This window comes from Calothrix sp. PCC 7507, assembly GCF_000316575.1.
Classification (GTDB): domain Bacteria; phylum Cyanobacteriota; class Cyanobacteriia; order Cyanobacteriales; family Nostocaceae; genus Fortiea.
This window is the reverse complement of record NC_019682.1, coordinates 1880767-1906474: the sequence shown is the minus strand read 5'-3', so window position 1 is coordinate 1906474 and position 25708 is coordinate 1880767. Positions and strand designations below refer to the sequence as shown.

Annotated in this window: 21 protein-coding genes; 13 read left to right on the top strand and 8 right to left on the bottom strand. The window is 43.0% G+C overall.

The annotated features are described in order from the left end of the window. Positions 1-1182 carry an exonuclease SbcCD subunit D gene (locus tag CAL7507_RS08365; RefSeq protein ID WP_015128030.1) on the top strand — a complete coding sequence of 394 codons (1182 nt, stop codon included), beginning with the start codon at positions 1-3 and terminating at the stop codon, positions 1180-1182. After that, positions 1169-4183 carry an AAA family ATPase gene (locus CAL7507_RS08360; RefSeq protein WP_015128029.1) on the top strand — a complete coding sequence of 1005 codons (3015 nt, stop codon included), beginning with the start codon at positions 1169-1171 and terminating at the stop codon, positions 4181-4183. The genes CAL7507_RS08365 and CAL7507_RS08360 overlap by 14 nt, the downstream gene beginning before the upstream one ends. Before the next feature lie 55 nt (positions 4184-4238). On the opposite strand, the gene lnt is transcribed toward CAL7507_RS08360, so the two are convergent. Continuing rightward, a complete protein-coding gene (lnt, locus tag CAL7507_RS08355; protein ID WP_015128028.1) occupies positions 4239-5825 on the bottom strand; it encodes an apolipoprotein N-acyltransferase in 1587 nt (528 codons plus the stop codon). 24 nt (positions 5826-5849) lie between these two features. After that, positions 5850-8441 (bottom strand): DNA topoisomerase (ATP-hydrolyzing) subunit A, encoded by a 2592-nt coding sequence (gene gyrA / locus CAL7507_RS08350; protein ID WP_015128027.1) that lies wholly within the window; start codon positions 8439-8441, stop codon positions 5850-5852. 827 nt (positions 8442-9268) lie between these two features. On the opposite strand from gyrA, the gene CAL7507_RS08345 reads away from it, so the two are divergent. Together CAL7507_RS08345 and CAL7507_RS08340 are read left to right on the top strand one after the other, a co-directional pair. Further along, on the top strand, positions 9269-9808 hold the full coding sequence (locus CAL7507_RS08345; protein WP_015128026.1) for a nucleotidyltransferase family protein: 540 nt from the start codon (positions 9269-9271) through the stop codon (positions 9806-9808). A 182-nt stretch (positions 9809-9990) separates the two neighbouring features. Continuing rightward, positions 9991-10992 (top strand): TauD/TfdA family dioxygenase, encoded by a 1002-nt coding sequence (locus tag CAL7507_RS08340; protein WP_236556904.1) that lies wholly within the window; start codon positions 9991-9993, stop codon positions 10990-10992. Between the two features lie 348 nt (positions 10993-11340). On the opposite strand, the gene CAL7507_RS08335 is transcribed toward CAL7507_RS08340, so the two are convergent. From CAL7507_RS08335 to cysS, 3 genes are all read right to left on the bottom strand, one after another. Next, the gene (locus CAL7507_RS08335) at positions 11341-12687 is read right to left on the bottom strand and encodes a TldD/PmbA family protein (protein ID WP_015128024.1); all 1347 of its coding nucleotides are present in this window, start codon (positions 12685-12687) and stop codon (positions 11341-11343) included. 51 nt (positions 12688-12738) lie between these two features. Then, complete coding sequence (locus CAL7507_RS08330) at positions 12739-14175, bottom strand: TldD/PmbA family protein (protein ID WP_015128023.1); 1437 nt, start codon at positions 14173-14175, stop codon at positions 12739-12741. Between the two features lie 188 nt (positions 14176-14363). Continuing rightward, complete coding sequence (gene cysS, locus CAL7507_RS08325) at positions 14364-15827, bottom strand: cysteine--tRNA ligase (RefSeq protein ID WP_015128022.1); 1464 nt, start codon at positions 15825-15827, stop codon at positions 14364-14366. A 137-nt stretch (positions 15828-15964) separates the two neighbouring features. On the opposite strand from cysS, the gene CAL7507_RS08320 reads away from it, so the two are divergent. The 4 genes from CAL7507_RS08320 to CAL7507_RS08305 all read left to right on the top strand — a co-directional run bounded on the left by CAL7507_RS08320 (position 15965) and on the right by CAL7507_RS08305 (position 19065). Next, the gene (locus CAL7507_RS08320; protein WP_015128021.1) at positions 15965-17077 is read left to right on the top strand and encodes a GTP-binding protein; all 1113 of its coding nucleotides are present in this window, start codon (positions 15965-15967) and stop codon (positions 17075-17077) included. Between the two features lie 304 nt (positions 17078-17381). Beyond that, positions 17382-17834: a D-aminoacyl-tRNA deacylase gene (gene dtd, locus CAL7507_RS08315; RefSeq protein WP_015128020.1), complete on the top strand. Its 453-nt coding sequence runs from the start codon at positions 17382-17384 to the stop codon at positions 17832-17834. Positions 17835-17939: 105 nt separating this feature from the next. Beyond that, complete coding sequence (psb28, locus tag CAL7507_RS08310; protein ID WP_015128019.1) at positions 17940-18278, top strand: photosystem II reaction center protein Psb28; 339 nt, start codon at positions 17940-17942, stop codon at positions 18276-18278. 283 nt (positions 18279-18561) lie between these two features. Next, entirely contained in the window at positions 18562-19065 is a 504-nt protein-coding gene (locus CAL7507_RS08305; protein WP_015128018.1) for a molybdenum cofactor biosynthesis protein B, read from the top strand. A 155-nt stretch (positions 19066-19220) separates the two neighbouring features. Here CAL7507_RS08305 and mraY read toward each other — a convergent pair whose 3' ends face one another. Both mraY and CAL7507_RS08295 read right to left on the bottom strand, forming a co-directional pair. Then, positions 19221-20318 (bottom strand): phospho-N-acetylmuramoyl-pentapeptide-transferase, encoded by a 1098-nt coding sequence (mraY, locus tag CAL7507_RS08300; protein ID WP_015128017.1) that lies wholly within the window; start codon positions 20316-20318, stop codon positions 19221-19223. Between the two features lie 79 nt (positions 20319-20397). Then, complete coding sequence (locus CAL7507_RS08295; protein WP_015128016.1) at positions 20398-20637, bottom strand: DUF3134 domain-containing protein; 240 nt, start codon at positions 20635-20637, stop codon at positions 20398-20400. A gap of 243 nt (positions 20638-20880) precedes the next feature. Between CAL7507_RS08295 and CAL7507_RS08290 the strand changes: the two genes are divergently transcribed. The 4 genes from CAL7507_RS08290 to CAL7507_RS08275 all read left to right on the top strand — a co-directional run bounded on the left by CAL7507_RS08290 (position 20881) and on the right by CAL7507_RS08275 (position 23349). Next, a complete protein-coding gene (locus tag CAL7507_RS08290) occupies positions 20881-21465 on the top strand; it encodes a PAP/fibrillin family protein (protein ID WP_015128015.1) in 585 nt (194 codons plus the stop codon). A gap of 302 nt (positions 21466-21767) precedes the next feature. Beyond that, complete coding sequence (locus CAL7507_RS08285; RefSeq protein ID WP_015128014.1) at positions 21768-21980, top strand: photosystem I reaction center subunit IV; 213 nt, start codon at positions 21768-21770, stop codon at positions 21978-21980. 225 nt (positions 21981-22205) lie between these two features. Then, on the top strand, positions 22206-23057 hold the full coding sequence (locus CAL7507_RS08280) for a DNA-formamidopyrimidine glycosylase (RefSeq protein ID WP_015128013.1): 852 nt from the start codon (positions 22206-22208) through the stop codon (positions 23055-23057). A 73-nt stretch (positions 23058-23130) separates the two neighbouring features. Further along, positions 23131-23349 carry an NAD(P)H-quinone oxidoreductase subunit O gene (locus CAL7507_RS08275; RefSeq protein ID WP_015128012.1) on the top strand — a complete coding sequence of 73 codons (219 nt, stop codon included), beginning with the start codon at positions 23131-23133 and terminating at the stop codon, positions 23347-23349. A 382-nt stretch (positions 23350-23731) separates the two neighbouring features. Here CAL7507_RS08275 and tnpA read toward each other — a convergent pair whose 3' ends face one another. Further along, the gene (gene tnpA / locus CAL7507_RS08270) at positions 23732-24187 is read right to left on the bottom strand and encodes an IS200/IS605 family transposase (protein ID WP_015128011.1); all 456 of its coding nucleotides are present in this window, start codon (positions 24185-24187) and stop codon (positions 23732-23734) included. Positions 24188-24263: 76 nt separating this feature from the next. Between tnpA and CAL7507_RS08265 the strand changes: the two genes are divergently transcribed. Continuing rightward, positions 24264-25658 carry an RNA-guided endonuclease TnpB family protein gene (locus CAL7507_RS08265; protein ID WP_015128010.1) on the top strand — a complete coding sequence of 465 codons (1395 nt, stop codon included), beginning with the start codon at positions 24264-24266 and terminating at the stop codon, positions 25656-25658. The last annotated feature ends 50 nt before the right edge of the window (positions 25659-25708 follow it).

Sequence of the window (25708 nt, the reverse complement as noted above, 5' to 3'; positions counted from 1 at the left end):
ATGCGTTTAATTCATACTGCTGACTGGCATTTGGGGCGACACCTCAAAGGCAAGGATCGTACCCCGGAAATTGAATTTACTCTGAATGAACTTTTACGACAAGCTAAAGAATTAGAAGTTGATGCGGTGTTAATCGCAGGCGATATTTTTGAAACTCCGAATCCGCCATCTGATGCTGAACGAGTTGCGTATCAGTTTTTTGAGGGGTTGCGAAATGCCAAAATTCCGGCAATTGCGATCGCAGGTAATCATGATTCTGCTTCTCGCTTTGATGGCATAGCTAATCTCTTGTCTTTAGCTGGTGTGCAGATATTAGGGAAACCTCGTCGCGTCAAGCAAGGAGGTTTGATTACCCTAGAAACGCCCAACGGTAAACTACGTGTGGCTGCAATGCCTTTTGCTTCCGAACGGCGGCTGTTGACAGTCGAAAATCTTTGGACAATGGATGAGTTGCAGCAAATACAGCACTACAGAGACAGAGTAGACTACTTGCTCAAAAATTTAGCCAGTGGCTTCCAAGATGACAGTGTTAACATCGTCATGGCTCACCTCACTATCGATGGTGCTAGATTAGCCAATTCTGAAGCTCGTCATCACACCAAAGAAACCTACGCCTTGGCTGGACAAAGCCTACCGGCAGAAGCTCAGTATATTGCTCTCGGACACATCCATAAACCTCAACAAATTCAAGTTGCGGCTCCTACTTACTATTCCGGTTCTTTGATTCAAGTAGACTTTGGCGAAGCTGAGGAAGAAAAAGGATTTTATTTGATCGATGTTGAAGTTGGTTCTCCCGCCAAAAAACCGGAGTTTATATCTATCCCCTGTCAAAAACCTTTGAAGATAGTCGAATGTGAATTGAGTGATTACGAGGAAAAACTAGAACCACAACGTAATCACCCAGGCTATCTGAAGGTAATTATCAACTTGCAAACACCTCAAATGGGATTAGCTGACAAAATTCGGAAAATTTGTGGCGATCGAGTGCTGCAAATTGAGCCGCGTTATCCAGAAATAGAATCAAAACGAGAAAAATCTGTAAAGCAAGAAGATTTTGATCCAGTAGAAGAATTTAAGCGCTACTTCCAAGAGGAATTAAACACTACACCTGCTCCTGCCGTTGTAGCGAAGTTCGAGGAACTATATAAGGAAATCAAGGAAACCCAAAATGCGACCACTTGAGCTAACTTTAGAAGGTTTTACCAGCTTTAGGAAGCAGGCAAATATTCTTTTTGAGAAAATGGAATTATTTGCTATTACTGGCCCAACCGGCGCAGGTAAATCATCTTTGCTGGATGCGATGACTTTGGCACTATATGGGAAAGTAGCAAGAAAAACTCAACCTAAAGAATTATTGAGTCAGGGTGGCTTAAAATTACAGGTATCATTACGCTTTTTGGTAGATCAAACTGAGTATCTAGTGTTTCGCTCATGGTCATATCGTACTAAAACAGCCCAGCTTACTTTTAAGTTAGAAAAGCGGATAAATGGTGAATTTCAACCTTTTGGAGAACAAAAGGAAGCAGAGATTAACACCGTTATCGAGAAAGCTTTAGGAATGAATTTTGAGACTTTTACCAAAGTTATTCTGCTTCCTCAAGGACAATTTGATGAGTTCCTTAAAGGTAAAAGTACAGAGCGGCGGAAGATTTTAAACAGTCTGGTTGGATACGAAAAGATTTTTGAAGATATGTGTTCGCAGGCTGGGACGCGAGCTAACCTGATTAAAGGTGAATGTAACGCAATTCAAGAACAGCTAAAAAATCTAGATTTATCATTAGATATAGAACTGAATTCTCAACGACGCGATCGCTCTCAGTTTCTAGCGCAAGAATTACCCAGATTACATGAAACAGTTAGCAAAGCACAAATAGCTTTAGCTGCCGAAAAAGAATTATGGCAACGTCTGAGAGATTTAGCAAATTGGCAACAGCAACTTGATGAATTAAATAAACAAGCTCCAAAAATAAGTGAATTAAAACAGCAATTAGAACAAGCACGAGTTGGCGATCGTCTATCTGCCATTTGGACATCAGTCAATTTGGCTCGTAACCGATATGAAAAAACTCAAGCTGATGTTGAGATTGCTGCCAAAGCTTTAATTGAGAAACAATCAGCTTTTAAAATACAAGAAGATATTTTCAGTCAAGCACAAGCTGATCAGGCTGAGATTGCACCACAGCTAAAACAGCGAGAAGAAGCTCTTAATGCAGCGAAAATTTACGAACAACAGCGGTGTGTAATTAACGATGAAATAAAAAGGTTAGAAAAAATATTAATAGAAAAATTAAAGCTGATAACTGAGGCTGATCAAGCTGTAAAAAAGGCTGAAGCTGAATTAAATCAAAAAAAACAGAGATTGACGACAGCTAATAATGAACTGTCTCAATATTTTCCTGGTGGCTCAAGACTAGAACAGCTTAATCAAGTAATACCACTCCTAATTAAATGGGAAGGAATTCAAAAGCAAGTTGAAAGCGATCGCACGAAATTACAGCAAATAACTCAAGAGTTAAACACTGCTGAGTCTGATTATCAATCTGCTATTTTAAAGTTCCAAAAATCTGAAGCAGAATGCGATCAATATCGTGTTGAATTAGATACTGCTAGACAACAAAATTATGCTGCGGCTTTGCGTGCGTTTCTGCATACTGGTGATGATTGTCTAGTTTGTGGTGGAATTTATCCAGAAGCCCACTTATTACCACAACTAAAATCTTCAGGCGATATCAAAGCACTAGAAAAACGCGATCGCGCTGCTGAACAAAACCGCCAAAAAGCTACTGAAGCAAAAACTCAGGCTGAAACAACTAGAGAGCATCTGAAGAAACAACAAGCTGAATATCAAAAAATATTAGCAGAAAAAGAAGCTGAACTTAAGGCGGAGACAGAACAAATTGTTATCATATTAAAAACAGACAAATGGGAAGTTAATACACTTAGTCAGGAACAACAATCACTACAGAAAAGTGATGCTAATTATCAAGAAATTTTAATACATAAAGAGAAAGTAGAGGCGGAAATTAAAACTAGTGAACTTAATTGTAATTTTATCAAAACTAAGTTATTAGACACGCAAACTCAGCATCAAGATGTGGTAAATGAAATAGATCGCAAAAAAACACAAATTCAGGAAATATTAGACACACTCTCCCAGCTTAATGGTAGTGATTCTTATGATAATTTATTCCAAAAACTAGAACAAGATAAACGAGATTTAGAGCATCGTATTCACCATGAAACCCAGTGCTATCAAACTGCTCGTGATGAATTTAGACAAGCTCAACAATGTGATCTAAAGGCAAGAGAAGACTTTGACTTTGCTTCTACTGAAAAAGAACATCTAGAAGCTGAATGGAAGAATAATTTAGAGATAGTAAACTTTACAGAGGAAATATTTCAGCAATCTAAAACATTGCCAGAATTACAAAGTCAATGGCAGCAGAAGATTGATGATTACAACACTAATAAAATTCAGTTGCGAACTAATGTTAAACGAGAAACTGATGCAATTGGCGACAAAAATACAAACGTAGAAATAATTGCCCAGCATGAAAAATTTGTTGCTGATGCCGGAGAAAAATATAAACAAACACAAGATGAATACAACGAATTAAAACTTTTGATTGCTAAAGCTGAAGAACAGCGAGAGCAAGTAGAAAAATTGCAAACACAACTATCTAGCAAACAACAAGACTTAGAAACATATCAAATTTTGTCTAAAGAGTTGCGATCGGATCGCTTTCAAGACTATATTCTCCAGCATTTTGAGCGCGAATTAGTAGAACTAGCAACAGTATTTTTGTTAGAACTTACAGAACAGCGATATGCATTGAAATATGAAAATAAAGAATATAAAGTAGAAGATAACTGGAGTTGTGGTGAAACAAGACGAGTGCAAACCCTCTCTGGTGGCGAAACCTTTGCTACATCGTTATCACTAGCTCTAGCACTTTCAGAAAAGTTGTCTAGAGGAGCCAAGTTAGGCAGTCTATTTATAGACGAGGGATTTGGAACATTAGATGCCGAAACTCTAAAAAGTGTCTCAAATATCCTACTTTCTTTGGGAAAACAAGATAGATTAGTTGGCGTGATTACTCACGTTCCAGCTTTAGGAGAGGAGTTAGGAACACAAATCAAAGTAGAAAAATTTCCAGAAGGCTCTCGGATTGATATGACGTGAGTTTCAGTTTCAAGCACTGCTCAATAAGATTCATCTTGTTTCCAACCGTAGATGCTTAAATATCCTTAATCCCTATTTTCAAAGTTTGTCTATTGAGTCCCCAACCTAAAACGCTTAAACCTAATAATAAAGGTGTCAACCAATCGCCCCAACGTACATATAAAGTTTGTGTTTGCCGGCGATAAATTGTTTCAGCATGAGTTTCGTAGGTATTATATCCGGATATCCACAAAGTTCTGCCATGAGGATCTACAAAACCTGAATATCCTGTATTCGTTGCCCGTACTGCCCAGCGATCGCTTTCAATTGCCCGCATGATATCCTGTGCATGATGCTGCAATGCCATAGCTGGAGTGTAATGGGCATCGTTAGAGGAACTGAGGATAAATTGCCCACCTACAGCGGCTTGACGGCGAAATACTTCAGGAAAGGCCGATTCATAACAAATGCTGGCGATCGCCCTACCAAAAGGTGTATCAAAAACTTGATTTGCAGCACCAGGAACTTGGTGTGCATCCAAGGGTGACAAGCGCTGAATAATCCCGCCGAAAATTCCTTCAAAAGGAATGTATTCTCCCAATGGGACGAGTTTTGCTTTGTCGTAGCGGCTAAAAATTTCACCTTTACTTGTGACGGTAAATAAGCTGATTGCATAACTACGTCCCTGTTCGCCAAAAGCCCCAACCCAAGCAACTACACCTTTTTCGCGGACTGCTGAAAAGAAAGAAGTTGTCATTAAGTCACGTTGGAAAAGAGGTAAGGCTCCCTCTGGTGTGAGGACTGCGTTTACACCTTGGACTGCTAGAGTTAAATATCCATTGGTGTAACTTTCGACGACGCGGCGAAATCCTTGGGGATGTAGTAAAACTCCGTTGGGGATATTTCCTTGAATAATCCCAACTTTCAATGCTGCTGCTGGTGGTTGGGCTAGAGGTTGAATATATAAAAGCCAGCCTGTGAGATGGGAAGTAATTAGCAGTACTGTGGCAACTGTTAAATATCTTAAATTTAGCTTTACAAACCGCAGAGGCGCAGAGACAGTTTCCCGATTAATCCAAGCTTCAGCGATTAAGGCATTCACAGCAACTATGACTGCTGTAATGATGCTGGTTCCTGAGAGTTGACCGAGATGTAAGATGAGTAAGTTTTGTGGTGATTGAGTGTAAGCAAGAGAACTCCACCACAAGGGGCCAGCACTCCAAAGTGCTTCTAAAGCACACCATACAGATGTGGCAATTAAGATACGTAGTCCTGGTTTTTGCTTGTGTAAATACGCCAGACAAATTGCCCAAACTGAGACTAACACCCCTCCCAAAAGGCTAATAAATATCCAGCAGAAGAGGGTGATTATTAAACTCGGCCACCACGGCACACCCAACCAAGTCATAGGATGAATTCCTGTAATCCAGGATAGGGCAAGACCGTGATAGCCAATACCCCAAGCGAGGGCAAGGGGTATGGGGGAAAATGATTTTTTTCGTTTAGCGGAACTGACAACTAATATCCAAAGGGGGGCTAGGGCAATCCATGCCAAAAACCATGCGCCTACAGGGGCTACAGTCAGCCCCATAGCTGTACCGCTGAGAAATGATGAAGTGTAAAGGCTAAAGGTTGAAAGTAATGTTTTTATTTGATACTTCATACTTCATCCTTCATACTTCATCCTTTATTCTGCTACTTCTTCTGCTTCACCTGTATCAGGAGGAACGATCGCTACTCCGGTGATGGCGTCATCTTCGTCTAAACGCTGTACTCTCACGCCAGTAGCTGATCGTGATTGGATAGAAATTGCGTTCACTGCCTGACGAATAATAATACCGCGATTTGTAACCATCATGATTTCGTCATCGTCGTTATTGACAATGCGGAGGGTGGCTAATTGGTCTTTGGTTTTGCGGTTTTTGAATTTTGTTGCCATTAAACCTTGTCCAGCGCGATTTTGCAGGCGGAATTGGCCAACGGGAACGCGCTTACCATAACCACCGTTGGTAATTACCAACACCCAAGGACCGATGCTATTAGTTCCTGCTACTTCTGTGGTTTCTTCGTTATTTTCGATCTCTTCCGTCTCGATTTCTTCGATTTCGCCTTCGGTAACACTACTCAAAGTATCCAAAATGGCTGCTGGGAGAATATCCATCCCGACTAATTCATCTTTAGCTTTTAACTTCATCGCTTTGACACCACGAGTCGCCCGACTGAGGGGACGGAGTTGTTCGTGGGTGCAGCGGAAGTGAATCGCCATGCCTTGTCTAGAACCAATGAGGATGCTATCTTCGACTCTGGCGCGTCTTACCCAGCGGAGTTGGTCGCCTTCTTCTAAGGAAATAGCGATTAAGCCGTTGGCCCGAATGTTGCTAAAGGCTGCCAATTCAGTTTTTTTGATGTTGCCGCCTTTGGTGAGCATCACCAAGTATTCCTCACTGCTAAACTCGTCAACGGGGACGATGGAGGTAATTTTTTCTTCCTTGGGAATGGGCAACATTTGCACAATTGGTGTGCCGCGGCTGGTACGGGAACCTACGGGGATTTGATAGGCTTTGAGGCAGTAGACGACACCGCGATCGCTAAAAAATAAAACGCTGTCATGATCACAACAAGTTAGGAAATGCTCAATGTTGTCATCATCTTTGACTTTAGCCCCGGCTTTGCCTCTAGTGGCGCGGCTTTGGGCTTCAAAGGTGCTGACGGGCATCCGTTTGATATAACCTTGCTGTGTGATCAGAATTAGGGCTTTTTCGTTAGCAATCAGATCACGTTCATCAATTTCCCCTTCCGCGTGGGTGATGACTGTGCGTCGAGGTGTGGCGAAGCTGGTTTTTAGTTGGGTAATTTCGGTTTCAATAATTTCCAGCACCCTTTCTCGGCGTGCCAGAATATCTAGCAAGTCAGCAATCTGTGTTTGTAAGTCTTCGTGTTCAATGCGAATTTTATCTGCTTCTAGGGCTGTCAACCGCCGCAGTTGCATTTGTAAAATTGCGTCGGCTTGTACTTCTGAAAGGCCATATGTGGTGATTAATTCACCTTTGGCTGTGGGTGCATCAGAAGCATGACGAATCAAGTTAATAATTGCATCTAAATGAGACAGCGCAATCAATAAACCTTGCAGGAGATGATCCCGTTCTTGGGCTTTTCGCAGTTCGTAGCGGGTGCGTCTGTTGATGGATTCAATCCGAAAATCCAAGAAGACTTCTAAGAACTGTTTGATGGTGAGGATTTGGGGTTCACCATTCACCAACGCCAGCATGTTAGCCCCAAAGTTGGCTTGCAGTGGCGTTTGTTTATAGAGGTTGTTCAGCACCACGCGGGGATAGGCATCACGTTTTAATTCAATCACGATTCGCATCCCGTCGCGATCGCTTTCGTCTCGAATATCTGCGATTCCTTCTATCCGTTTGTCGTTCACCAACTCGGCGATTTTTTCAATCAGTGCCGCTTTGTTGGTTTGGTAGGGCAATTCGGTAATAATAATTGCTTCCCGTTCTGGACGACCCCGTTGTTCGATGGTTTCGATGTTAGCGACACCGCGCATAGTAATCGAACCGCGCCCGGTGGTGTAGGCTTCTTTAATTGGTGCTGTTCCCAGAATTTGCGCCCCAGTTGGGAAGTCTGGCCCGTGGATATACTGCATTAACTGCAGGTCGGTGATTTCTGGGTTGTGAATCAGCGCCACCACGCCATCAATTAGTTCTCCTAAATTGTGGGGTGGGATGTTAGTCGCCATCCCCACAGCAATCCCAGAGGAACCATTCAGTAGCAACTGGGGGATGCGTGATGGTAGAACTGTGGGTTCTTGCTGGGAACCGTCGAAATTATCCGCAAAGTCTACGGTTTCTGATTCAATGTCATGGAGGAGAGAGGCACTAGTTAAAGCTTGCAAGCGGCATTCTGTGTAACGCATTGCCGCTGGCGGATCGTTATCTACTGAACCGAAGTTACCATGACCGTTGATTAGGGGCGATCGCATGGAGAAATCCTGTGCCATCCGCACCAATGCATCATACACGGCTGTATCACCGTGGGGGTGGTATTTACCCAGCACTTCTCCCACTACACGGGCGCATTTCCGAAACGGGCGATCGTGCAGCAAACCTAGTTCATGCATTGCGTAGAGGATGCGGCGATGCACAGGTTTCAGACCATCCCTGGCATCTGGCAGCGCCCGACCCACAATCACACTCATGGCGTATTCCAGATAAGACCGGGACATTTCATTCCGCAGGTCTGTCGGGATAATCCTCTCCTGTGAGGTTGTCATAACCTAAAAAACTCCAAAAATTGTAGATAGTAGCCTTTCGAGTTGACAAAACACGAAATCAATTCAAAATTTTTCTTGAATAATTGCTATATTCTGATACAATTCTAGCACGCATTGGCTTTTTTGTTGGGGAAACTAACTCAAGCTTCCAGATAAAAATTTTGTGAGTAAATAGTAGATTAATTTTGCTTTGTTACCAAGCAAAACTTCAGATGCAAATTTTGGAATTCATGTTTGATTTTAGGTTGCCAATTTTTAAATTTTTATTCCTCTATATGGATTCCTGTAAATTGAGTTTAGATTTCATCAAGGGAACTTTAGAGGTCAGAAAAAAACAACTAAATTAGCAAATATAATCGTGGTTTTGCAGGCACGACAGCTTACCAATAGCAGCAGTTTTGCCCAAAGTTAACACCATAAAGCCGACAGGAGAAAAGTGAGTATCGAGGACAAACTATAAACTCGTCATCTCTAAAATAACCGATGAGGAATAAAAGGGTTGCTAAAATGCCAAATCCTCATCCTGGTTGGGTTGTGCAGAAATAAATTAGTTCAGGAATTTTTAGTGAAGAGGCGATTACAACCTCGAAAACTTAAATTCCCAGATGTTTATTACTTTACTCAATTGTCCAATAATTTATATTAATGGTTAATCACTATTTTTCAATAACAGTTTAAAATTTAAATTTCCTTAACTTGATCTCATAGTTGCAAGGCACATTAATTGTCTGGAATAATTCCCCGGTTGCCAATGTCAGGCATTTAAAAGCCAGTAATTTTAACAACTCGGATAAGATTGCTATAGTTGACAAGTCGTTGAATTTGAAATGGATAGTAAGACACGTTTACAGATAATCCTGGCTGATACACCCATCGGTGACGTATTACCTGCAATATCCTTGGTTAACCTACCAAACTGGTGGTTGGCAGGGGGTGCAGTGAGAAACACAGTTTGGCATTCAATCTTTGGTAGTAAATGTGAGTTAATCATCAACGACTTTGATATTGCATTTTTTGATCAACAAGGGAACCGTTCCCAGGAACAAGCAGCAAAAGCAAGTCTTGCCGAAAAATTTCCTGATTATCGATTTGATGTGAAAAATCAAGCTAGTTTTGCGCGCTGGCGTCCTGGTCGTAGACCCTATTCTAGTACAGAGGACGGGATCACAGAATGGTTGCATACTGCTACTGCTGTGGGAGTCAAACTAGATGCACAAGGACAATGGCAATTTTTCACTCCCTATGGCCTAGATGACCTGTTTGCTGGAGTTATCCGACCTACACCAGTACACACTTACGACCCAAAAGCCCACGAAAAGGCATCTAGTTTTCTGCAAAAGTGTCCTCATCTGCGGTTGGCATCATGAGTCACTGGTAATAAAACAGATTGAAACTCTATAAACTTTCAGTCGATCAGGCAGTCTAAAAATAAAACACCTATATACTACGGTAAATCTATCAAGATAGTGTAGAATAATTTCAGCTAACCTCTCTGCCTTTGGAATGTCGCTTGCACTTGATAGCACGATTTCAAAAGAAACAGACGAGTGTGAACACCACCCTACAGATCAAACTCAGGAGCATCTACATGGGCTACAAACATATAGAAGTCAAACAGGTAGCTGGTTTCATTGGTGCTGAAATCGGCGGAGTAGACCTCTCCCGCCCTCTTTCTGATGATCAAGTCAAAGAAATTCGTAAAGCACTATTGAAGTGGAAAGTTTTGTTCTTTCGTGGACAGAATATCGATCATGCTGCCCAAGTTGAATTCACATCTCGTTTTGGCGAAGTGACTTTCGCTCATCCCCTGGGAGAGCCTGAACCTGTTGCGGGATTTCCGCAACTCAAACCCGTAGATCGTCAGCTCTATGAGAGGCAGTACGGTTTTCGCACTGGAGGCCCCTGGCACACAGATGTAACTGCGGCTATTAACCCGCCAGCAGCATCAGTTTTACGCGCGGTTAATGTCCCCAGCTTTGGCGGTGATACCCAGTGGAGTAATCTTGTGGCAGCTTATGAGGGACTATCAGCACCCCTGCGCGCACTAGCAGATACATTGAAAGCTGAACATCGCTTCAATGGTGGTGGATATCAGCCCCGCAACGGCAAATTCTCCGATCGCATCGCTGTCAATCCACTCGTCTCAATCCACCCAGTAGTCAGAGTTCATCCTGAAACTGGTGAACGTGCGTTGTTCGTTAACCCTGGCTTCGTCTCGCACATTGTTGACGTATCACCACAAGAGAGCAAGCTGTTGCTGGAGTTGTTCTTTAACCAAGTCACCAAGCCTGCTTATACCACCCGCTTCCGTTGGAATAACGGTGATATTGCTTTCTGGGACAACCGTGCTACCGTGCATTTGGCTCCTCAAGATTTGGATCATTTGGATGTCGAACGTCTCCTCTATCGCACCACTATCACAGGTGATGTTCCTGTTGGGGTTGATGGTTCTCGCTCCGAAGTGGTTCAAGGTGAGGTGTTCAGCGCCGAAGTCCCAACAGTCTTTAAGCAGAAAGCTGAAGTTAAGGAAGCAGAAGCAGTGCGTTCATAAGCTACAAATTTCTCAATTGGGCTACTTGCATCTGACGTAGCCCAGTATAGAAGGGAACATCCACTTTTGGAAGAAATACCGGGCGATTGGAAATCGCGGCTACACAAACGAAGTCCGCCTTTGCGGACTCTCTGAAACCCGCGTTCGCGTAACGTTCCGCAGGAAAGACGGGTTTAGTTTGTATAGCCCCAGACTACTAGTCTGAGAGCGATCCGCCAAAAGTGGATGCTCCCGTATAGAATTAGAAGATTTCGCCGATCTGCTTTAATATAGTCACTTTTATTGATACCCCCAATTGATTGGGGGTTATTTTTATGCTATTTAGGGAAACCCAATAAATCGCCGTCTCTATAGGGTATAGGTGAAATCTTGTACCAACATCCCAGGAACCAAACTACCTCCTAGTTGGCGGCTTTCGTATGTTCCGACTTCGGGGATAAATTCTTGAAAGTTAGTGAGTTCTAGTAGGTTGTCGCCCCAAAAACGATATAGACTTTCGTCAAACCGTAGGTTTTCAATGGGGGCGATAATTTCTCCGTTTTCTACCCAAAAACAAGCATAGCGGGTCATACCTGTAATTCTCGCAGTCTGGCGATCGCTCCAATTCAAGTAATGTAAGTTTGAGATATATAATCCAGTATCTAAACTCGACAAAATTTGCTCAGATGCTAAATTACCTAAACTCACTTCCGGCGCACGTAGAGTCTCAGAACCATTAGCGCCATTAGCAATTTTTGCATATTCTTTAGCTGTGCGAGAATTCACCAGAGTATTGACCAAAATTCCTTGGTCGATTATGGATAACTCTGATGCAGCCATTTCTCCCAATTCATTAAATCTGGGCACTAATCCCTGCTGAAAATTTTCTTTTAAACTAAATTTTGCCGAAAGTTGTTTTTCTTGACGCGCTAAAGCAGCTAAAGCACTATTTCCTTGTTGAATATCTGCTTCACTGATAGCACTCCAAGAAAGCATACCCAATAAATCGGCGACAGCAGCGGGTGCAAAATAAGTTTTATATTGTCCTTTTGGTAATTGTTTAGCTGGACGAGAAAGCAATTCTAGTTGTTTTTTAGCTTCGTTGATTTTGGCGATATACGCAGTTTCATCCCAATTACTACCAGCAAAAGTACCTTTTACGGCTTGTCCAGAGGTGATGAACAGAGAATAGTCTAAGGTAAAAATATCGGTAGCAAACCAATGCTTTTGTCCTTGAGAATCACCATAAGCTTTAATGACAACTCCCCCAGCGTATAAACCCGTAAAATCTAATTCTGTAACTTGTTCTAGCACTGTTTTTACAACTGCTTCTTCTACCAACAATTTTCCAGAATGGATTTCTCTACTGGTGTTTGTGCCTGATGGTAAAACTAAATATGGATCGAGTGGTAATAGGGTAATTTCTGTACGTAGTTCTTGCAAAGCTTGATATGCGACTCGCCAATCTAATTCCCAATTTCCCGTAAATGGGAAATGTCGAAAACTGCTGCGCTGATTTTCCATTAAAGTTAGTTCAATCCAACCATCAGTCACACAACCAGTTTGTCTGACTTTGGCGTGATTAAACCGAGTAAATTGACTGCGTTCACTGCTTAGTCTCACAGTGAATTCTTCAGTTTCTGCTTTTTTAATGAGTAAAGTTTCAATCAATCGATTAAAGCTAACTTCTAAGGCAGATAATTCGTTTGTTGTCATGGGAATTGGGAAGAATGACTGATGACTGTTGACTGTTGACAAATGACTCTTTTAACCACCACCAAAGACTTCAACATTAGTGAATAGACAAACAGGTGAGCCATGTCCTACCCAAATTGCCTGATTTGGTTCTCCTTTACCACAGAAAGGAGTGCCATACATCTGCCAATTGGAAGCATCTCCAATTTGACTTAAGCTGTGCCAAAACTCTGGTGTTGTGGCTCGATAGTTGGGATTGCGTAGGGTTTTGGTAAGTTTACCGTTTTCAATCAATTTGGCGTATTCACAACCAAACTGAAATTTATAGCGGCGATCGTCTATTGACCAAGAACGATTAGATTCCATGTAAACTCCATGTTCTATGCCAGCGATGATCTCATCAAACGAGGCGTTTCCTGGCTCTAAATTCAAGTTAGCCATGCGATCGATCGCTGGGCGATTCCAAGAGCTAGCACGGGCACAGGCTACCCCTGGAACCCCTGCTCTAGCTTGACTTTCTAGGCTACCTAAACCCCGTTGCAACACACCTGCTTTGACTACATACTCTCGTGTTGCCACGGCTCCTGTATCATCAAAGCCATAGCTGGCAAATTCTCCAGGGACGGTGGGGTCAAAGGTAATGTTCATTAGTGGTGAGCCATAAACTAGCTTGCCAAAATCATTTTTGGTTACAAAGCTACCCCCGGCGTAATTGCGCTCATCTCCTAAAATACGATCAATTTCGAGGGGATGACCGACACTTTCATGGATTTGCAGCATCATTTGGTCTGGTGCTAATACCAAGTTGGTGCGAGTGTTTGGGCATTCCTCGGCTGTTAATAGTTCTACAGCTTGTTCGCCAATTTGCTTGACTCGATGCCATAAATCTGCTTGTTTTAATAATTCCAGTCCGCCTTGATAGCAGTTAGCTTGCCAGCCGTTGTTAGTACGCTGTTGGACGATCGCTCCTTCTTGAGCAGTCGCACTGTAATGAGTACCCAATGAGAGAATTTTTTGATACAACTCTGAGCCATTGCTGCTGACAAACCAAGTTTCTCTCTCTGAAGAGGTGACGCTAGCGATCGTTTGGACAATTTTGTCATCCACTTTTAATGTCTGACAGATACGAACCAGCAAATCGTTGATTTCCCCAGGACCCATAGCATCTAAGGGTTCCAGAAATGGAGAGTTATATTCACCTACAACTTTGGGACGTTCGCTTTCACGGAAAGGATATATCCACCATTCACTAGCTGCAAGTGCCTGGTTATAGGCGGTTTGGGCTGCGGTTTGTAGTGCTGGTAATTCTAGGGAGTTAGTGGCTGCGTAACCGAGACAGCCATTTACTAAAACTTCTAGCATCGCTCCCAATGTGAAAGATTTGCCATTGGCTTGGGGTAAACCATCACGGACATAACGGCTAGTAGCAGTTTCTTTAACTACTCTCATACCGATCCAATCAGCAGGAACGTTGAGTTGAGCGATCGCTTTTGTTAATTCTGACCACATAGATTTAGGGATTGGGGACTGGGGATTGCACTTCGACTACGCTCAGTGTCCGGGGATTGGGGATTGGGGACTGGGGATTGCACTTCGACTACGCTCAGTGTCCGGGGATTGGGATTGGGTATTCTTCTTGTCTTCTATCTCCCGTCTCCCGTCTCCTATCTCCCTCATCTCCCTGCTCCCCTGCTTCTTTAACTCCTGTGCCAGCGTGTACCTTCGGGACTATCAATGAGCGTGATACCTTGTGCTTGAAGTTCGTTACGAATGCGATCGCTCTCGGCGAAATTCTTGGTTTTTCTGGCTTGCTGTCTTTCTTGAATTAGCAATTCAATTTGCTCATCGCTCAAACCTGCTATTGTCACAGTATCACTATCTAGCTTGGCTTCTAAACCTAAGACTCCAGCTAAAGTCACAAGGGTGTACCATTGGCGTTGGAGTTCATCTGGCGCTGTTTTGGTTATCCCCTCATGGACGAAAATATTTCCCTCGCGCTGCAGTTCTTTGGCTAATTCAAATAACACCGCCAAAGCACCAGAGAAATTAAAGTCATTATCTCCCAACTGTTGAAAGCGTTCTGCCAGTTCGGGAATCAACAAAGAAGTTTCTGCACTCCAGCCCAGTTTATTACCATACTGATAGCCAAAAAGCAAGCCTTCCTTGAGAGTTTTCCAGCTATTTTCAGCAGTAGCGATCGCTTCCGTTGTAAAGTCTAGAGGCTTGCGGTAATGTGCCTGCAAAACAAACAATCTCACCGCCATCGGATTTACTGGCTCATCTTGCCAACTGCCTACCCCATCCAACAATTCCCTGATAGTGATGAAATTGCCCAGTGACTTAGACATTTTTTGACCTTTCACCATCACCATCCCGTTATGAGTCCAGTACCGTGCAAGCGGTCGATTCATCGCCCCTTCTGACTGAGCAATTTCATTTTCATGGTGAGGAAAAATCAAATCACCACCGCCACCATGAATATCAATTGTTTCGCCCAAACGAGAGCGAATCATTGCCGAACATTCAATATGCCATCCCGGACGACCTTCACCCCAAGGAGAATCCCAAGCCGGCTCCCCTGGCTTTGCCTTCTTCCACAAGGCAAAATCAAAAGGGTGCTGCTTTTTGGCTTCCAACTCTTCTCCATCCACTCGACCGCTAGCACCAGCTTGCATTTGTTCCAGATTTCTACTAGCGAGTTTGCCATAGTCAGGAAAGCGTTCAACGCGGTAATAAACATCACCACCTGTAGCGTAGGCCAGACCTTTATTTACCAAAATCTCAATCAATTCATGAATTTCCGGAATATGTTCCGTCACCCGCGGATACTCATCCGCATCCAGGACATTTAACCGCCGGATATCTGCAAAATATGCTTCAATAAAGCGGTTAGACACCTCTGTCATCGTTGAACCTTGTTCTTTCGCCCGATTCAGAATCTTATCGTCAATATCAGTAAAATTTTGGATGTAGCGTACCTCAAAACCTCGCCACATTAAGTAACGTCGAATCGTATCCCAGACAATATAAGAACGTGCATGACCCAAATGGCAGTAATCATAAACTGTCACGCCGCAGCAATACATCTTAACCTTCCCTGGCTCTAGGGTTTCAAAGGGTTCCTGACGACGAGTGAGAGTATTGTAAAGGGTTAAGGCCATAACACAGTAATTTTGAAATAGGAAGATACGTAATAATAGGGTAAAGCAGCTGGGATGACAGTCCAGCATCCCTATGCTAGTGTTTTCTGGACTATCTGCGCTACATTCCTACTCTTTGATTTTTTGATAACAGCGCTATGCCATCAGCAGTTACTTCTGAATTTCCCGCATTAGATGCGCCAAAGCAAGGATTACCAGTAACAATTATTACTGGATTCCTCGGTAGTGGCAAGACAACCTTACTCAATCATATTCTGACTAATCAACAAGGTTTAAAAACCGCTGTTTTAGTCAATGAATTTGGTGAAATTGGTATTGATAACGAGTTGATTGTATCCACTGGTGAAAACATGGTGGAACTGAATAATGGTTGTATCTGCTGCACCATTAATAATGATTTAGTGGATGCTGTCTACAAAGTTTTAGAACGGGAAGAAAAATTAGACTATTTAGTTGTAGAAACAACTGGACTGGCAGATCCTTTACCAGTCGCGCTGACATTTCTAGGCACTGAATTACGTGATTTAACCCGTCTAGACTCGATTATTACCGTAGTAGACGCGGCAAATTATAGCCTGGATTTATTCAACTCCCAAGCAGCATACAGTCAAATTGCCTATGGTGATGTGATTATTCTGAACAAGGCAGATTTAGTTGATGAAGCGGCTTTGAATGATTTAGAAAAGAAAATCGGTGAAGTCAAGGAAGGAGCAAGAATTCTCCGCACCACGCGTTCAGAAGTGCCACTTCCCTTAATTCTCAGTGTTGGTCTGTTTGAATCTGATAAGTATTTTGATGCTGCTGATGAGCATGACCATAAACACGACCACCACGACCATGACCACCACGATCACGATCATTCGGCGTGTAGTCATGAACATCATGATCATGAACATGACCATGATCATCACAATCATTCCGACCATTTAGAAAATGATGGCTTTACTTCAATATCTTTCCAAAGTGACAAACCTTTTTCTATCAGGAAATTTCAATATTTCCTAGATAATCAGCTATCCACAAATATCTTCAGAGCTAAGGGGATTATGTGGTTTGACGAAAGCCCTAAACGTCATATTTTCCACCTGTGTGGCAAGCGGTTCACAATGGATGATGATGAGTGGAAAGGTGAACCAAAAAACCAATTAGTGCTAATTGGTCAAAATTTGGATCATGAGACTTTACTCACTCAGTTAGAAAATTGCATTTGCCTCCCTTCTACCAGCCGAGGCAAAGGTTTTGGGAAATAGTCAGCAATCAGGTTGATAATTGCAATACCTTCGCCATTTTTTGGGAGGTTGGGTTGAGCGTAAAGCCTACGGCATAGCTTCTCTTCGAGACGCTATTCGCGTAGCTTGCTTCCCGCAGGGGTACGCTTAACGCGTAGCGTCCCATAGGGAAGCAAGACCCAACGCATTGGTTGGGTTTCGTGCCTCAAACGCCACTTCACTCAAGTCGGATAACCCGGCGACGTGAGTGGCTCCCCAACCTACGAATCAAGGCTTTTTTCGATTTGGCGAACGTATTGTAATTGATAACTGATAACTGAAAAAAATGCGTATTGTCATCCAGCGAGTGCAATCATCTCAGGTCACTGTTAACGGTGAAATTGTGGGCAAAATTGGCCGGGGGCTAAATTTGCTTGTAGGTATTGCTGATACTGACACTGAGGCGGAACTCGATTGGATAGCGCGTAAATGCTTGGATTTACGCCTGTTTCCTGAGGAAGAAGGTGGGGATAGATGGCAGAAATCCGTGCAAGAAATTGGCGGCGATTTGCTGGTGGTGAGTCAATTTACACTTTACGGTGACTGTCGCAAAGGCCGTCGTCCCTCCTTCGACCGTTCTGCTGTTCCCCAATTAGCGCAGGATTTGTACAACACTTTTGTTACCAAGTTGCAAGCAAGTGGTTTGCGAGTGGAAACTGGTCAATTTGGTGCAATGATGCAAGTATCGATTGAAAATGATGGGCCTGTGACTTTGATCCTTGAAAGAGAAGCGCTTTAAGTTTTTATACGTAAATAAAAAATATATGTAGCCGCTAGATTGTTGAGTTCTAAAAAGATGAGAGAATAGTAGATTAACATTACAAAACTTTAAGTTCACTGAATCATGGCGAAAATCCAGTTTTCTAGAGGTATCGACGAAAATGTTATTCCAGATATACGTTTGACGCGATCGCGCAGTGGCGAAAATGGCACGGCAACTTTTGTTTTTGTCAATCCTCAGGCTTTAAGCCAAAGCAACAGCGACGACATAACCGGCATGTATTTGCTTGACGAAGAAGGGGAATTAATTACCCGTGAAGTTAAAGCTAAATTCGTTAACGGCAAACCAGAAGCATTAGAAGCAGTTTACTTGATGAAAACTGCTGAAGAATGGGACCGCTTTATGCGCTTTATGGAGCGATATGCAGATGAAAACGGTCTGGGATTGAGTAAATCTGAATAAGAATGGGAATGGGGCATCCCTTCTCCTACGGAGACGGTGCGAGTAGCTTGCTTCCCTGGAGGAGTATGACTGCGCTGAGGGCAAGTGAGCATTGGGGAGCCAGTGCTGTGGGCGGGTCTCCCGACTTGTTCGCGCTGCGTCTCACCTTGGGAGAAGCAACTGGCGTCATTGGGAATAGATTAATATGTCTCCCTCATCCTTCTCATCCTCGCAGATGTAGGGTTTTTCATATTCAGTTGTAAAAACTCTCATTCCTGATCCCCGATTCCCCATTACCCTAAATATGACACTACAACCCCACCCAGACAAACCAGGAATAACGGTAACTTGTGCTGTTGTTACCGTTAGTGATACCCGTTCGCCTGAGACGGATAAGAGTGGTCAGCTAATCCAGCAATTGCTCCTGAGTGCTAACCATTTTGTGGTAGCCTACACAATTATCAAAGATGAACCAGCACAAATTCAAGGACAGATAGAATCGCTGGGGAAAAACGCGAATTTAGATGTTGTGCTGTTTAATGGTGGTACAGGCATTGCACCAAGGGACACCACCTATGATGCTATTGAAAAATTATTAGAGAAAACCCTACCGGGATTTGGGGAATTGTTTCGCTTTTTAAGTTACCAAGAAATTGGTTCACGGGCGATCGCCTCTCGCGCCGTTGCTGGTGTTTATCAAAATAAGTTAATCTTCTCCCTCCCCGGTTCCAGTAATGCGGTAAGACTGGGGATGGAAAAACTGATTTTGCCAGAAATCACCCATTTAGTGGGTCAGATGCGGCAATAGGCAAGGGTCAAGAGTCAAGGATAATTTCTCCCCAATCCCCGGACACTGAGCGTAGTCGAAGTGCAATACCCAGTCCCCAGTCCCCAATCCAATAAACAACCCCCACAAATTGCGGGGGTTGGTCGTTTATTAACTATTTTTTCAAAGTGTTTGAGTTAAGCGATCGCCAAACAAATTGTTGCCAAAATAGCGGCAATGATATAAAAAACCGAAACTACTTGCAATTCTGACCAACCAGTCAGTTCTAGATGATGGTGTAAGGGTGCCATTTTCAGCAAGCGTTTGCCTTTGCCATCAGGGCCTTTAGTAGCTTTGTAATAGCTCACCTGCGCCATTACAGATAAGGTTTCGACAAAGAAGATGCCGCTGAGAACGAACAGTGCTACTAAGCTGTTAGTTAGCAATGCTACGGCAGCTAAAGCGCCTCCTAGCGCCAGGGAACCGGTATCTCCCATAAAAACGCGAGCCGGGTTACGGTTATGGGCTAAGAAACCTAAACAGCTGCCACTTAAAGCAGCGCAGAAAATCATTAATCCTAGTGAAGTGGGTGCAACCACAGCACCAAGTGCGAGTAATGCGATCGCTACTGTTCCTCCAGCCAAGCCATCAATACCATCGGTGAGGTTAGTAGCATTACTCTCAGCCACTAGCACAAAACCAGCCACAGGCCAGAATAATAACCCTAAAGGTAGTGAAAAACCCACCCAAGGCAAGGCAATGTTTGTGATGTTGGCGGGTTGATTAAACATTAGCCAAATACAAAACAGCGCCGCAAAACCCACCTGCAAAGCCAGTTTCATCCGGGGGGATATACCTTTATTTGACTTCCGACGGAGAATTTGCCAATCGTCGAGCCAGCCAACAAAGCCGTAGCTGAGTGTCAAGGCGGAAACAGCCAGCACCTCGGTCGCAAAATTAGACGCTATGCAAGCAATTATCACCGCTACGGGGATAAAGAAGATACCACCCATAGTTGGGGTACCAGCCTTTTTCAGATGGGCTTGGGGACCATCTTCACGGATTATTTGCCCAGTTTTGAGTGCTTGTAGCAGCGGTATTACCCAGAAACCGAGGACTGCTGAACTAAATGCACACAACAACAGTGGCATGGTTAGCGATGTAACTTGCCAAGGCGACCTATTCCCCAGCAGATCCAAAATCAATGCTGCCGCTCCTAACCCAACACCTAAGAAAGAGGCTAGGCCGATCCCAGAAAAGTTTAACCCTTGGTTGGGAGATAATTTAGCATCCACAGAAATTTCCCTTCACTCCACACTTACAAAACTGAACTATAGGGACGATGTATACCATAAGGTCCCCAGCCTGAACAGGCTAATCCTCACTTATAGCTACATCGTCATCATCATCGATATCATACTCACCAATACCGTCGTCTCCACCTAGGAACTCTGAGATTTCTTCCTCTTCATCTGAGAAATCAGGTTCGTGAACATTACGCGCTATCAGGCGACCACTAGCCTGTAACCAGTCCAACATAGAGGACTCTTGCTTTAGTGGAATGACGATAGCTCGTTGGTTGCGGGCGGCTTCACGTAATGGGGAGTTCAACATACTGACAACGACACGAAAAAATTCAAGTAACTAGACAATTAAGAGTCTATCACTGGATACGAGATAATTTAGTTATTCATTCAACTCGTTGCTGCCCAAATCCGCAAGTCTACAAAATTTTTTATTGAATGGCTCTAGTGTAGACAGGAACAGATTATTAGGGGCTTGTAAGGCTCTATACATTTGATATTTATATCTGTCTAATTGTAGTTTTCATCCTGATAATTTGTGAGGTAATAGGCGATGATTGGAAAAGTAGCTCTCTTAGATGCGATCGCTGGTACAAACCGTGGTTTACTGGCAAGTGTTGCCCAAAAACAGGCTATTTTGGCGGCGATCGCTAATTTGGAAGACTTCAACCCGACACCTCGACCGGTAGAAGCTACCAATTTGCTAGATGGTAATTGGCGATTAATATATACCACCAGCAAAAGTCTCTTAAATTTGGATCGCTTACCTTTGTTTAAACTAGGACAAATTTATCAGTGTATCCGGGTAGAAACTACCAGTATTTACAACATAGCTGAGATTTACGGCTTACCTTATATTGAAGGGTTGGTCAGTGTTGTTGCCAATTTTGAGCCGATTTCCGAGCGTCGTGTCCAAGTCAAATTTAAGCGTTCTATTATAGGCTTACAAAGTTTAATCAGCTACAGTTCTCCGGAAGATTTTATCCAACAAATTGCAGCTGGTAAAAAATTCGCAGCGATTGATACTGCCCTTAACAGCGATCGACAACAAGGTTGGTTGGATATCACTTATATAGATGACGACTTGCGGATTGGCAGGGGTAACGAGGGCAGTGTGTTTGTTTTAAGCAAAACATGATTGTTTCTTGCAGTGGTATTTGCGAACGAAGTTAATCGATCATATGACCTTTGTCAAGAAGGGTATGACACCTCATTTATGTGTGAGTACTCGCTTGTGAAATGAGGGCAGGGGGATGAGGGAGAAATAACTAATTACCCTTGACTCTTGACAAATGACCCTTGACCACTGACAAATGACCACTGACAAATGACTAGTAAGACAAATAACTTAACAAAGCTTCTGGTAGCGCCCTTCAGGTTGTAGAGTGAAATCAATTAGCCCCATATATTGGCGATTGATAATTAAAAGGGAAGATAATCATGGTTCAACGTGGTTCTAAAGTACGCATTCTCAGACCGGAATCCTACTGGTTCCAAGATGAAGGAATTGTGGCTTCTATCGACCAAAGCGGCATCAAATACTCAGTAATCGTCCGGTTTGATAAAGTAAATTACTCTGGGATTAACACCAATAACTTCGCACCAGATGAATTATTGGAAACTGCGGCTCCAGCGGCAAAGGCAAAAAAGTAAGCAACTAAGCTACTAGGGGATTGTTTAACAGTGAACAGTCAACAGTAAACAGTTATCAGTGTTCTATGATGCGTCTGATAACTGATAACTGATAACTGATAACTGATTTAATGGGATGATGGAATTGTATGGGGATAGTGCAGAATTAGTTCTCCCGATTTTCCCACCTCCTGATTTCTTCTTCCTTAAATCTCCCAACAACATCAAGTTGCTTATCAGTACTAAATGCCTGAACTGCCTGAAGTAGAAACAGTCCGGCGGGGTCTAAATCAATTGACCCTCAATCGAGAAATCACGGGTGGTGATGTGTTGCTTGATCGCACGATCGCCCACCCGTTTTCTGTTGGTGAGTTTATTCATGGAATTAAAGGGAGCGCCATCGCTACTTGGCATCGTCGCGGCAAATATCTCCTCGCCGAACTCACCCCATCCTCCCCCTCCTCTGCCAACGGCTGGCTAGGCGTGCATCTCCGAATGACAGGTCAACTACTGTGGTTACATCGAGATGAACCATTACACAAGCACACGCGGGTAAGATTATTTTTTGGGGATGAACAGGAATTGCGTTTTGTTGATCAGCGCACCTTTGGTCAAATGTGGTGGGTACCGCCAAATGTGGTCGTGGAAACTATCATTACTGGTTTAGGTAAACTCGCAGCAGATCCATTTTCACCGGAATTCACTGTTGATTATTTGGCGCAAAAACTGCAAAATCGCCACCGTCCAATTAAGACAGCGCTGTTGGATCAGTCCGTCGTGGCGGGGTTAGGTAATATCTATGCCGACGAAGCGCTGTTCAAGAGTGGAATTCTACCAGAAACTCTCTGTACAAATTTAGAGCGATCGCAAATTGAGCGGTTACGAATTGCGATTATTCAAGTATTAGAAGCCAGTATTGCCGCAGGTGGCACGACTTTTAGTAATTTTCTCAATGTCAAAGGTGTCAACGGTAACTATGGCGGTGTAGCCCTAGTCTATAACCGCACTGGAGAACCCTGTAGAGTTTGTGGCAACTTAATACAGCGAATTAAGTTAGGTGGCCGTTCTAGTCACTTTTGTTCCCAGTGTCAGCAATAATCAGTTAACAGTTAACAGTTCCTCATTCTTGATTACAATGCAGGTACAGCAAATGCACTCAAGAGGGGAAATTATGGCGGTCAAAAAAGGAGATATGGTTCATGCTATCCGAGAAAAGTTGGAAAACAGTCTAGAAGCAAAAGCCAGTGATTCTCGCTTTCCCGACTACTTATTCAACAGCAAAGGCGAAATTTTAGATGTCAAAGGTGATTATGCCCTGGTAAAGTTCGGGACAGTGCCAACACCAAATATTTGGTTACGTCTAGATCAACTAGTGGTTCATGCCATCTAGTTGTTCATATCATTAATTTTGCTCTTATGCGAGATCCCCGACTTCTACCCTGCGGCAAGCCACCCTACGGGTGTCTACAAGAAGTCGGGGATCTGAACACCACAAAGCTCTCAGAACTTATGAAACAGACCGTAGTAGTGCAGATACCTTAATTTGTTGAGTAGAAATCGATTGATTAATTAGTCATTCATGAAAAAGTTGATACAAACAGATTTATCGTAGGGGCGCGGTCTACGCGCCCTGAGCAACGTGTTTGCATCATTATGAAAGTGAAATGGTATCAGCCCAACATTTTAGCTAAAACAAAAAGAAGCCCCACATCTGACCTGAAGGGCAGTGTGGGATGAATTTTTGGGCGATGACGAATTGACCCACAACCAAATTAATCCGCAGGATTAACAGGACAGGGGGTCGATGAGGAGTCGCCACTTTCAGGTTTGTCTTGCGCTTCAATATATTGTTTTAAAGATGAGATAGTTACGCCACCACAACTAGCAATGAAGTATGACCCATTCCAAAAGACATCTTTGGTGTAGAAACGACTCAGGTGGGTTGAAAATTCTTGTCTGAGTCTGCGGGAAGTAGTTGATTTGATATTACCCACCAGCTTACTTAATTGTAAGTCAGGATGATATTGAAATAACAGGTGTACGTGGTCTGATTCGCCACTAAACTCTACAAGCTTGCAGTCCCACTTGAGTAACAAATCTTCAAGGATGACATGTAATCGACTCAACATTTCCCCTGTGATAGCTTTGCGACGATATTTTGTTGTTAAGACTAGGTGAGCTTTGAGGTCACTGACAGACCTCCCTTGTGATACAAAATCATTTTTCACAAATTTTTCAAGAACTCTGTCATAATCACTGTAGCCTAAAATAACAACAGTGATTAACGGTAGGAGGTGATTTACTTTGTTGCTTAACTATCAGTATCGAGCTTATCCAGATACCAATCAAAAGCTAGAACTTAATTATTGGTTGCGAATATGCCAGTACTGGTACAACAAGCAACTAGGGGATAGGTTTGATTGGTGGGAAAATAACCGCAACAATATCAACGCCTGTCCTTTAATTTGCCCATTACCTCAGTTAAGGGATAATCCTAATTTTTACTCTCAGAAAAAACAGCTACCAATTATCAAAGAAGATTTGATAAAAGTTGTTCATTCTGGGGAGTTACTAGATTTTTCTCGTGTACCCTCCCAAACATTACAAGATGTTTGCAAACGAGTAGACTTGGCTTTTGGGCGTTTTATCAAGGGGGATGGTAACGGCAATCGTAGTGGTAAGCCACGATTTAAGAATGCTGCTCGGTATCGCACCCTGAAAATAGAAGGTCAAGCTATAACCATAGAGCGTGTAGAAAAAGACTGGTTATTTGCATCTTTCTCTAAACTTAATGGGTGGGTAAAAGTACGACTACATAGACCATTGCCTGAAGGGCTGACGCTCAAAAATGCATTGCTTACCTTAAAAGCTGATGGGTGGTATTTAACTATTTGCCTAGAAGACCCAAATGTACCGGAGTTCACGCCTGACGAAATAGTGCCAACGTGGAGAAACACAATTGGATTGGATGCGGTACTGCATGAAGATGATTATCTTGCTACTAGCGAAAATACCAAACTTCCTGCACTGAAATCGTTCAGAAAATCTGAACAACGTCTCGCTAAAGTTTCGCGTCGTAAAGCTATCAAAAAGAAAGGCAGTAGACCAAGACGTAAACTAGCAAAACGAGAAGCACGGGAACATCAGCGCATAGCCAGAGCAAGGAAAGACCACGCTTTTAAAACTGCCCATACTCTTGTAAGAACTGGTAAAAAAGTTTTTGTACACGAAGATTTAAATCTAAAAGCTTTATCGAAAAGGAACAAAGCTAAACAAGATGAAGATGGTAGTTACCTTCCAAATGGTCAATCAGCTAAATCTGGATTAAATAAATCTTGGAATGACGCTGCATTCGGGCAATTTTTCACAATCCTAGAATACATAGTTTCAAAAACTGGGGCTAGGACGATAGCAGTTAAACCTGCATATACATCTCAGCTACTCGCATATCGTGATAATTTTGTCTTCACTGATTGCAGTATTCGTGAATATTGGGATGAAATCGAATCGCTTTGGGTTGACAGAGATATTAATGCTGGAATCAACATAAAGCGTGTGGGGCTGGGACTGTTCCCCACAATAAAACGCCGTAGAGGGAATCTGGTAGTAACTGAATCTACTACCAATAGTACCTCGAAGGAAGTTCTGGAAACATTAAAAATGTGCCAGAAGCCTACAGCGACTCGTAGAGCGCTGTAGGTAGTTCACTGTGGACGCACTACTACGAAAATTTTTAACCGAAACGTATT

Coding starts and splice junctions, on each gene's coding strand:
- CAL7507_RS08365 (WP_015128030.1), top strand. CDS start 1: ATGCGTTTAATTCATACTGCTGACTGGCATTTGGGGCGACACCTCAAA.
- CAL7507_RS08360 (WP_015128029.1), top strand. CDS start 1,169: ATGCGACCACTTGAGCTAACTTTAGAAGGTTTTACCAGCTTTAGGAAG.
- lnt (WP_015128028.1), bottom strand. CDS start 5,825: ATGAAGTATCAAATAAAAACATTACTTTCAACCTTTAGCCTTTACACT.
- gyrA (WP_015128027.1), bottom strand. CDS start 8,441: ATGACAACCTCACAGGAGAGGATTATCCCGACAGACCTGCGGAATGAA.
- CAL7507_RS08345 (WP_015128026.1), top strand. CDS start 9,269: ATGGATAGTAAGACACGTTTACAGATAATCCTGGCTGATACACCCATC.
- CAL7507_RS08335 (WP_015128024.1), bottom strand. CDS start 12,687: ATGACAACAAACGAATTATCTGCCTTAGAAGTTAGCTTTAATCGATTG.
- CAL7507_RS08330 (WP_015128023.1), bottom strand. CDS start 14,175: ATGTGGTCAGAATTAACAAAAGCGATCGCTCAACTCAACGTTCCTGCT.
- cysS (WP_015128022.1), bottom strand. CDS start 15,827: ATGGCCTTAACCCTTTACAATACTCTCACTCGTCGTCAGGAACCCTTT.
- CAL7507_RS08320 (WP_015128021.1), top strand. CDS start 15,965: ATGCCATCAGCAGTTACTTCTGAATTTCCCGCATTAGATGCGCCAAAG.
- dtd (WP_015128020.1), top strand. CDS start 17,382: ATGCGTATTGTCATCCAGCGAGTGCAATCATCTCAGGTCACTGTTAAC.
- psb28 (WP_015128019.1), top strand. CDS start 17,940: ATGGCGAAAATCCAGTTTTCTAGAGGTATCGACGAAAATGTTATTCCA.
- CAL7507_RS08305 (WP_015128018.1), top strand. CDS start 18,562: ATGACACTACAACCCCACCCAGACAAACCAGGAATAACGGTAACTTGT.
- CAL7507_RS08295 (WP_015128016.1), bottom strand. CDS start 20,637: ATGTTGAACTCCCCATTACGTGAAGCCGCCCGCAACCAACGAGCTATC.
- CAL7507_RS08290 (WP_015128015.1), top strand. CDS start 20,881: ATGATTGGAAAAGTAGCTCTCTTAGATGCGATCGCTGGTACAAACCGT.
- CAL7507_RS08285 (WP_015128014.1), top strand. CDS start 21,768: ATGGTTCAACGTGGTTCTAAAGTACGCATTCTCAGACCGGAATCCTAC.
- CAL7507_RS08280 (WP_015128013.1), top strand. CDS start 22,206: ATGCCTGAACTGCCTGAAGTAGAAACAGTCCGGCGGGGTCTAAATCAA.
- CAL7507_RS08275 (WP_015128012.1), top strand. CDS start 23,131: ATGGCGGTCAAAAAAGGAGATATGGTTCATGCTATCCGAGAAAAGTTG.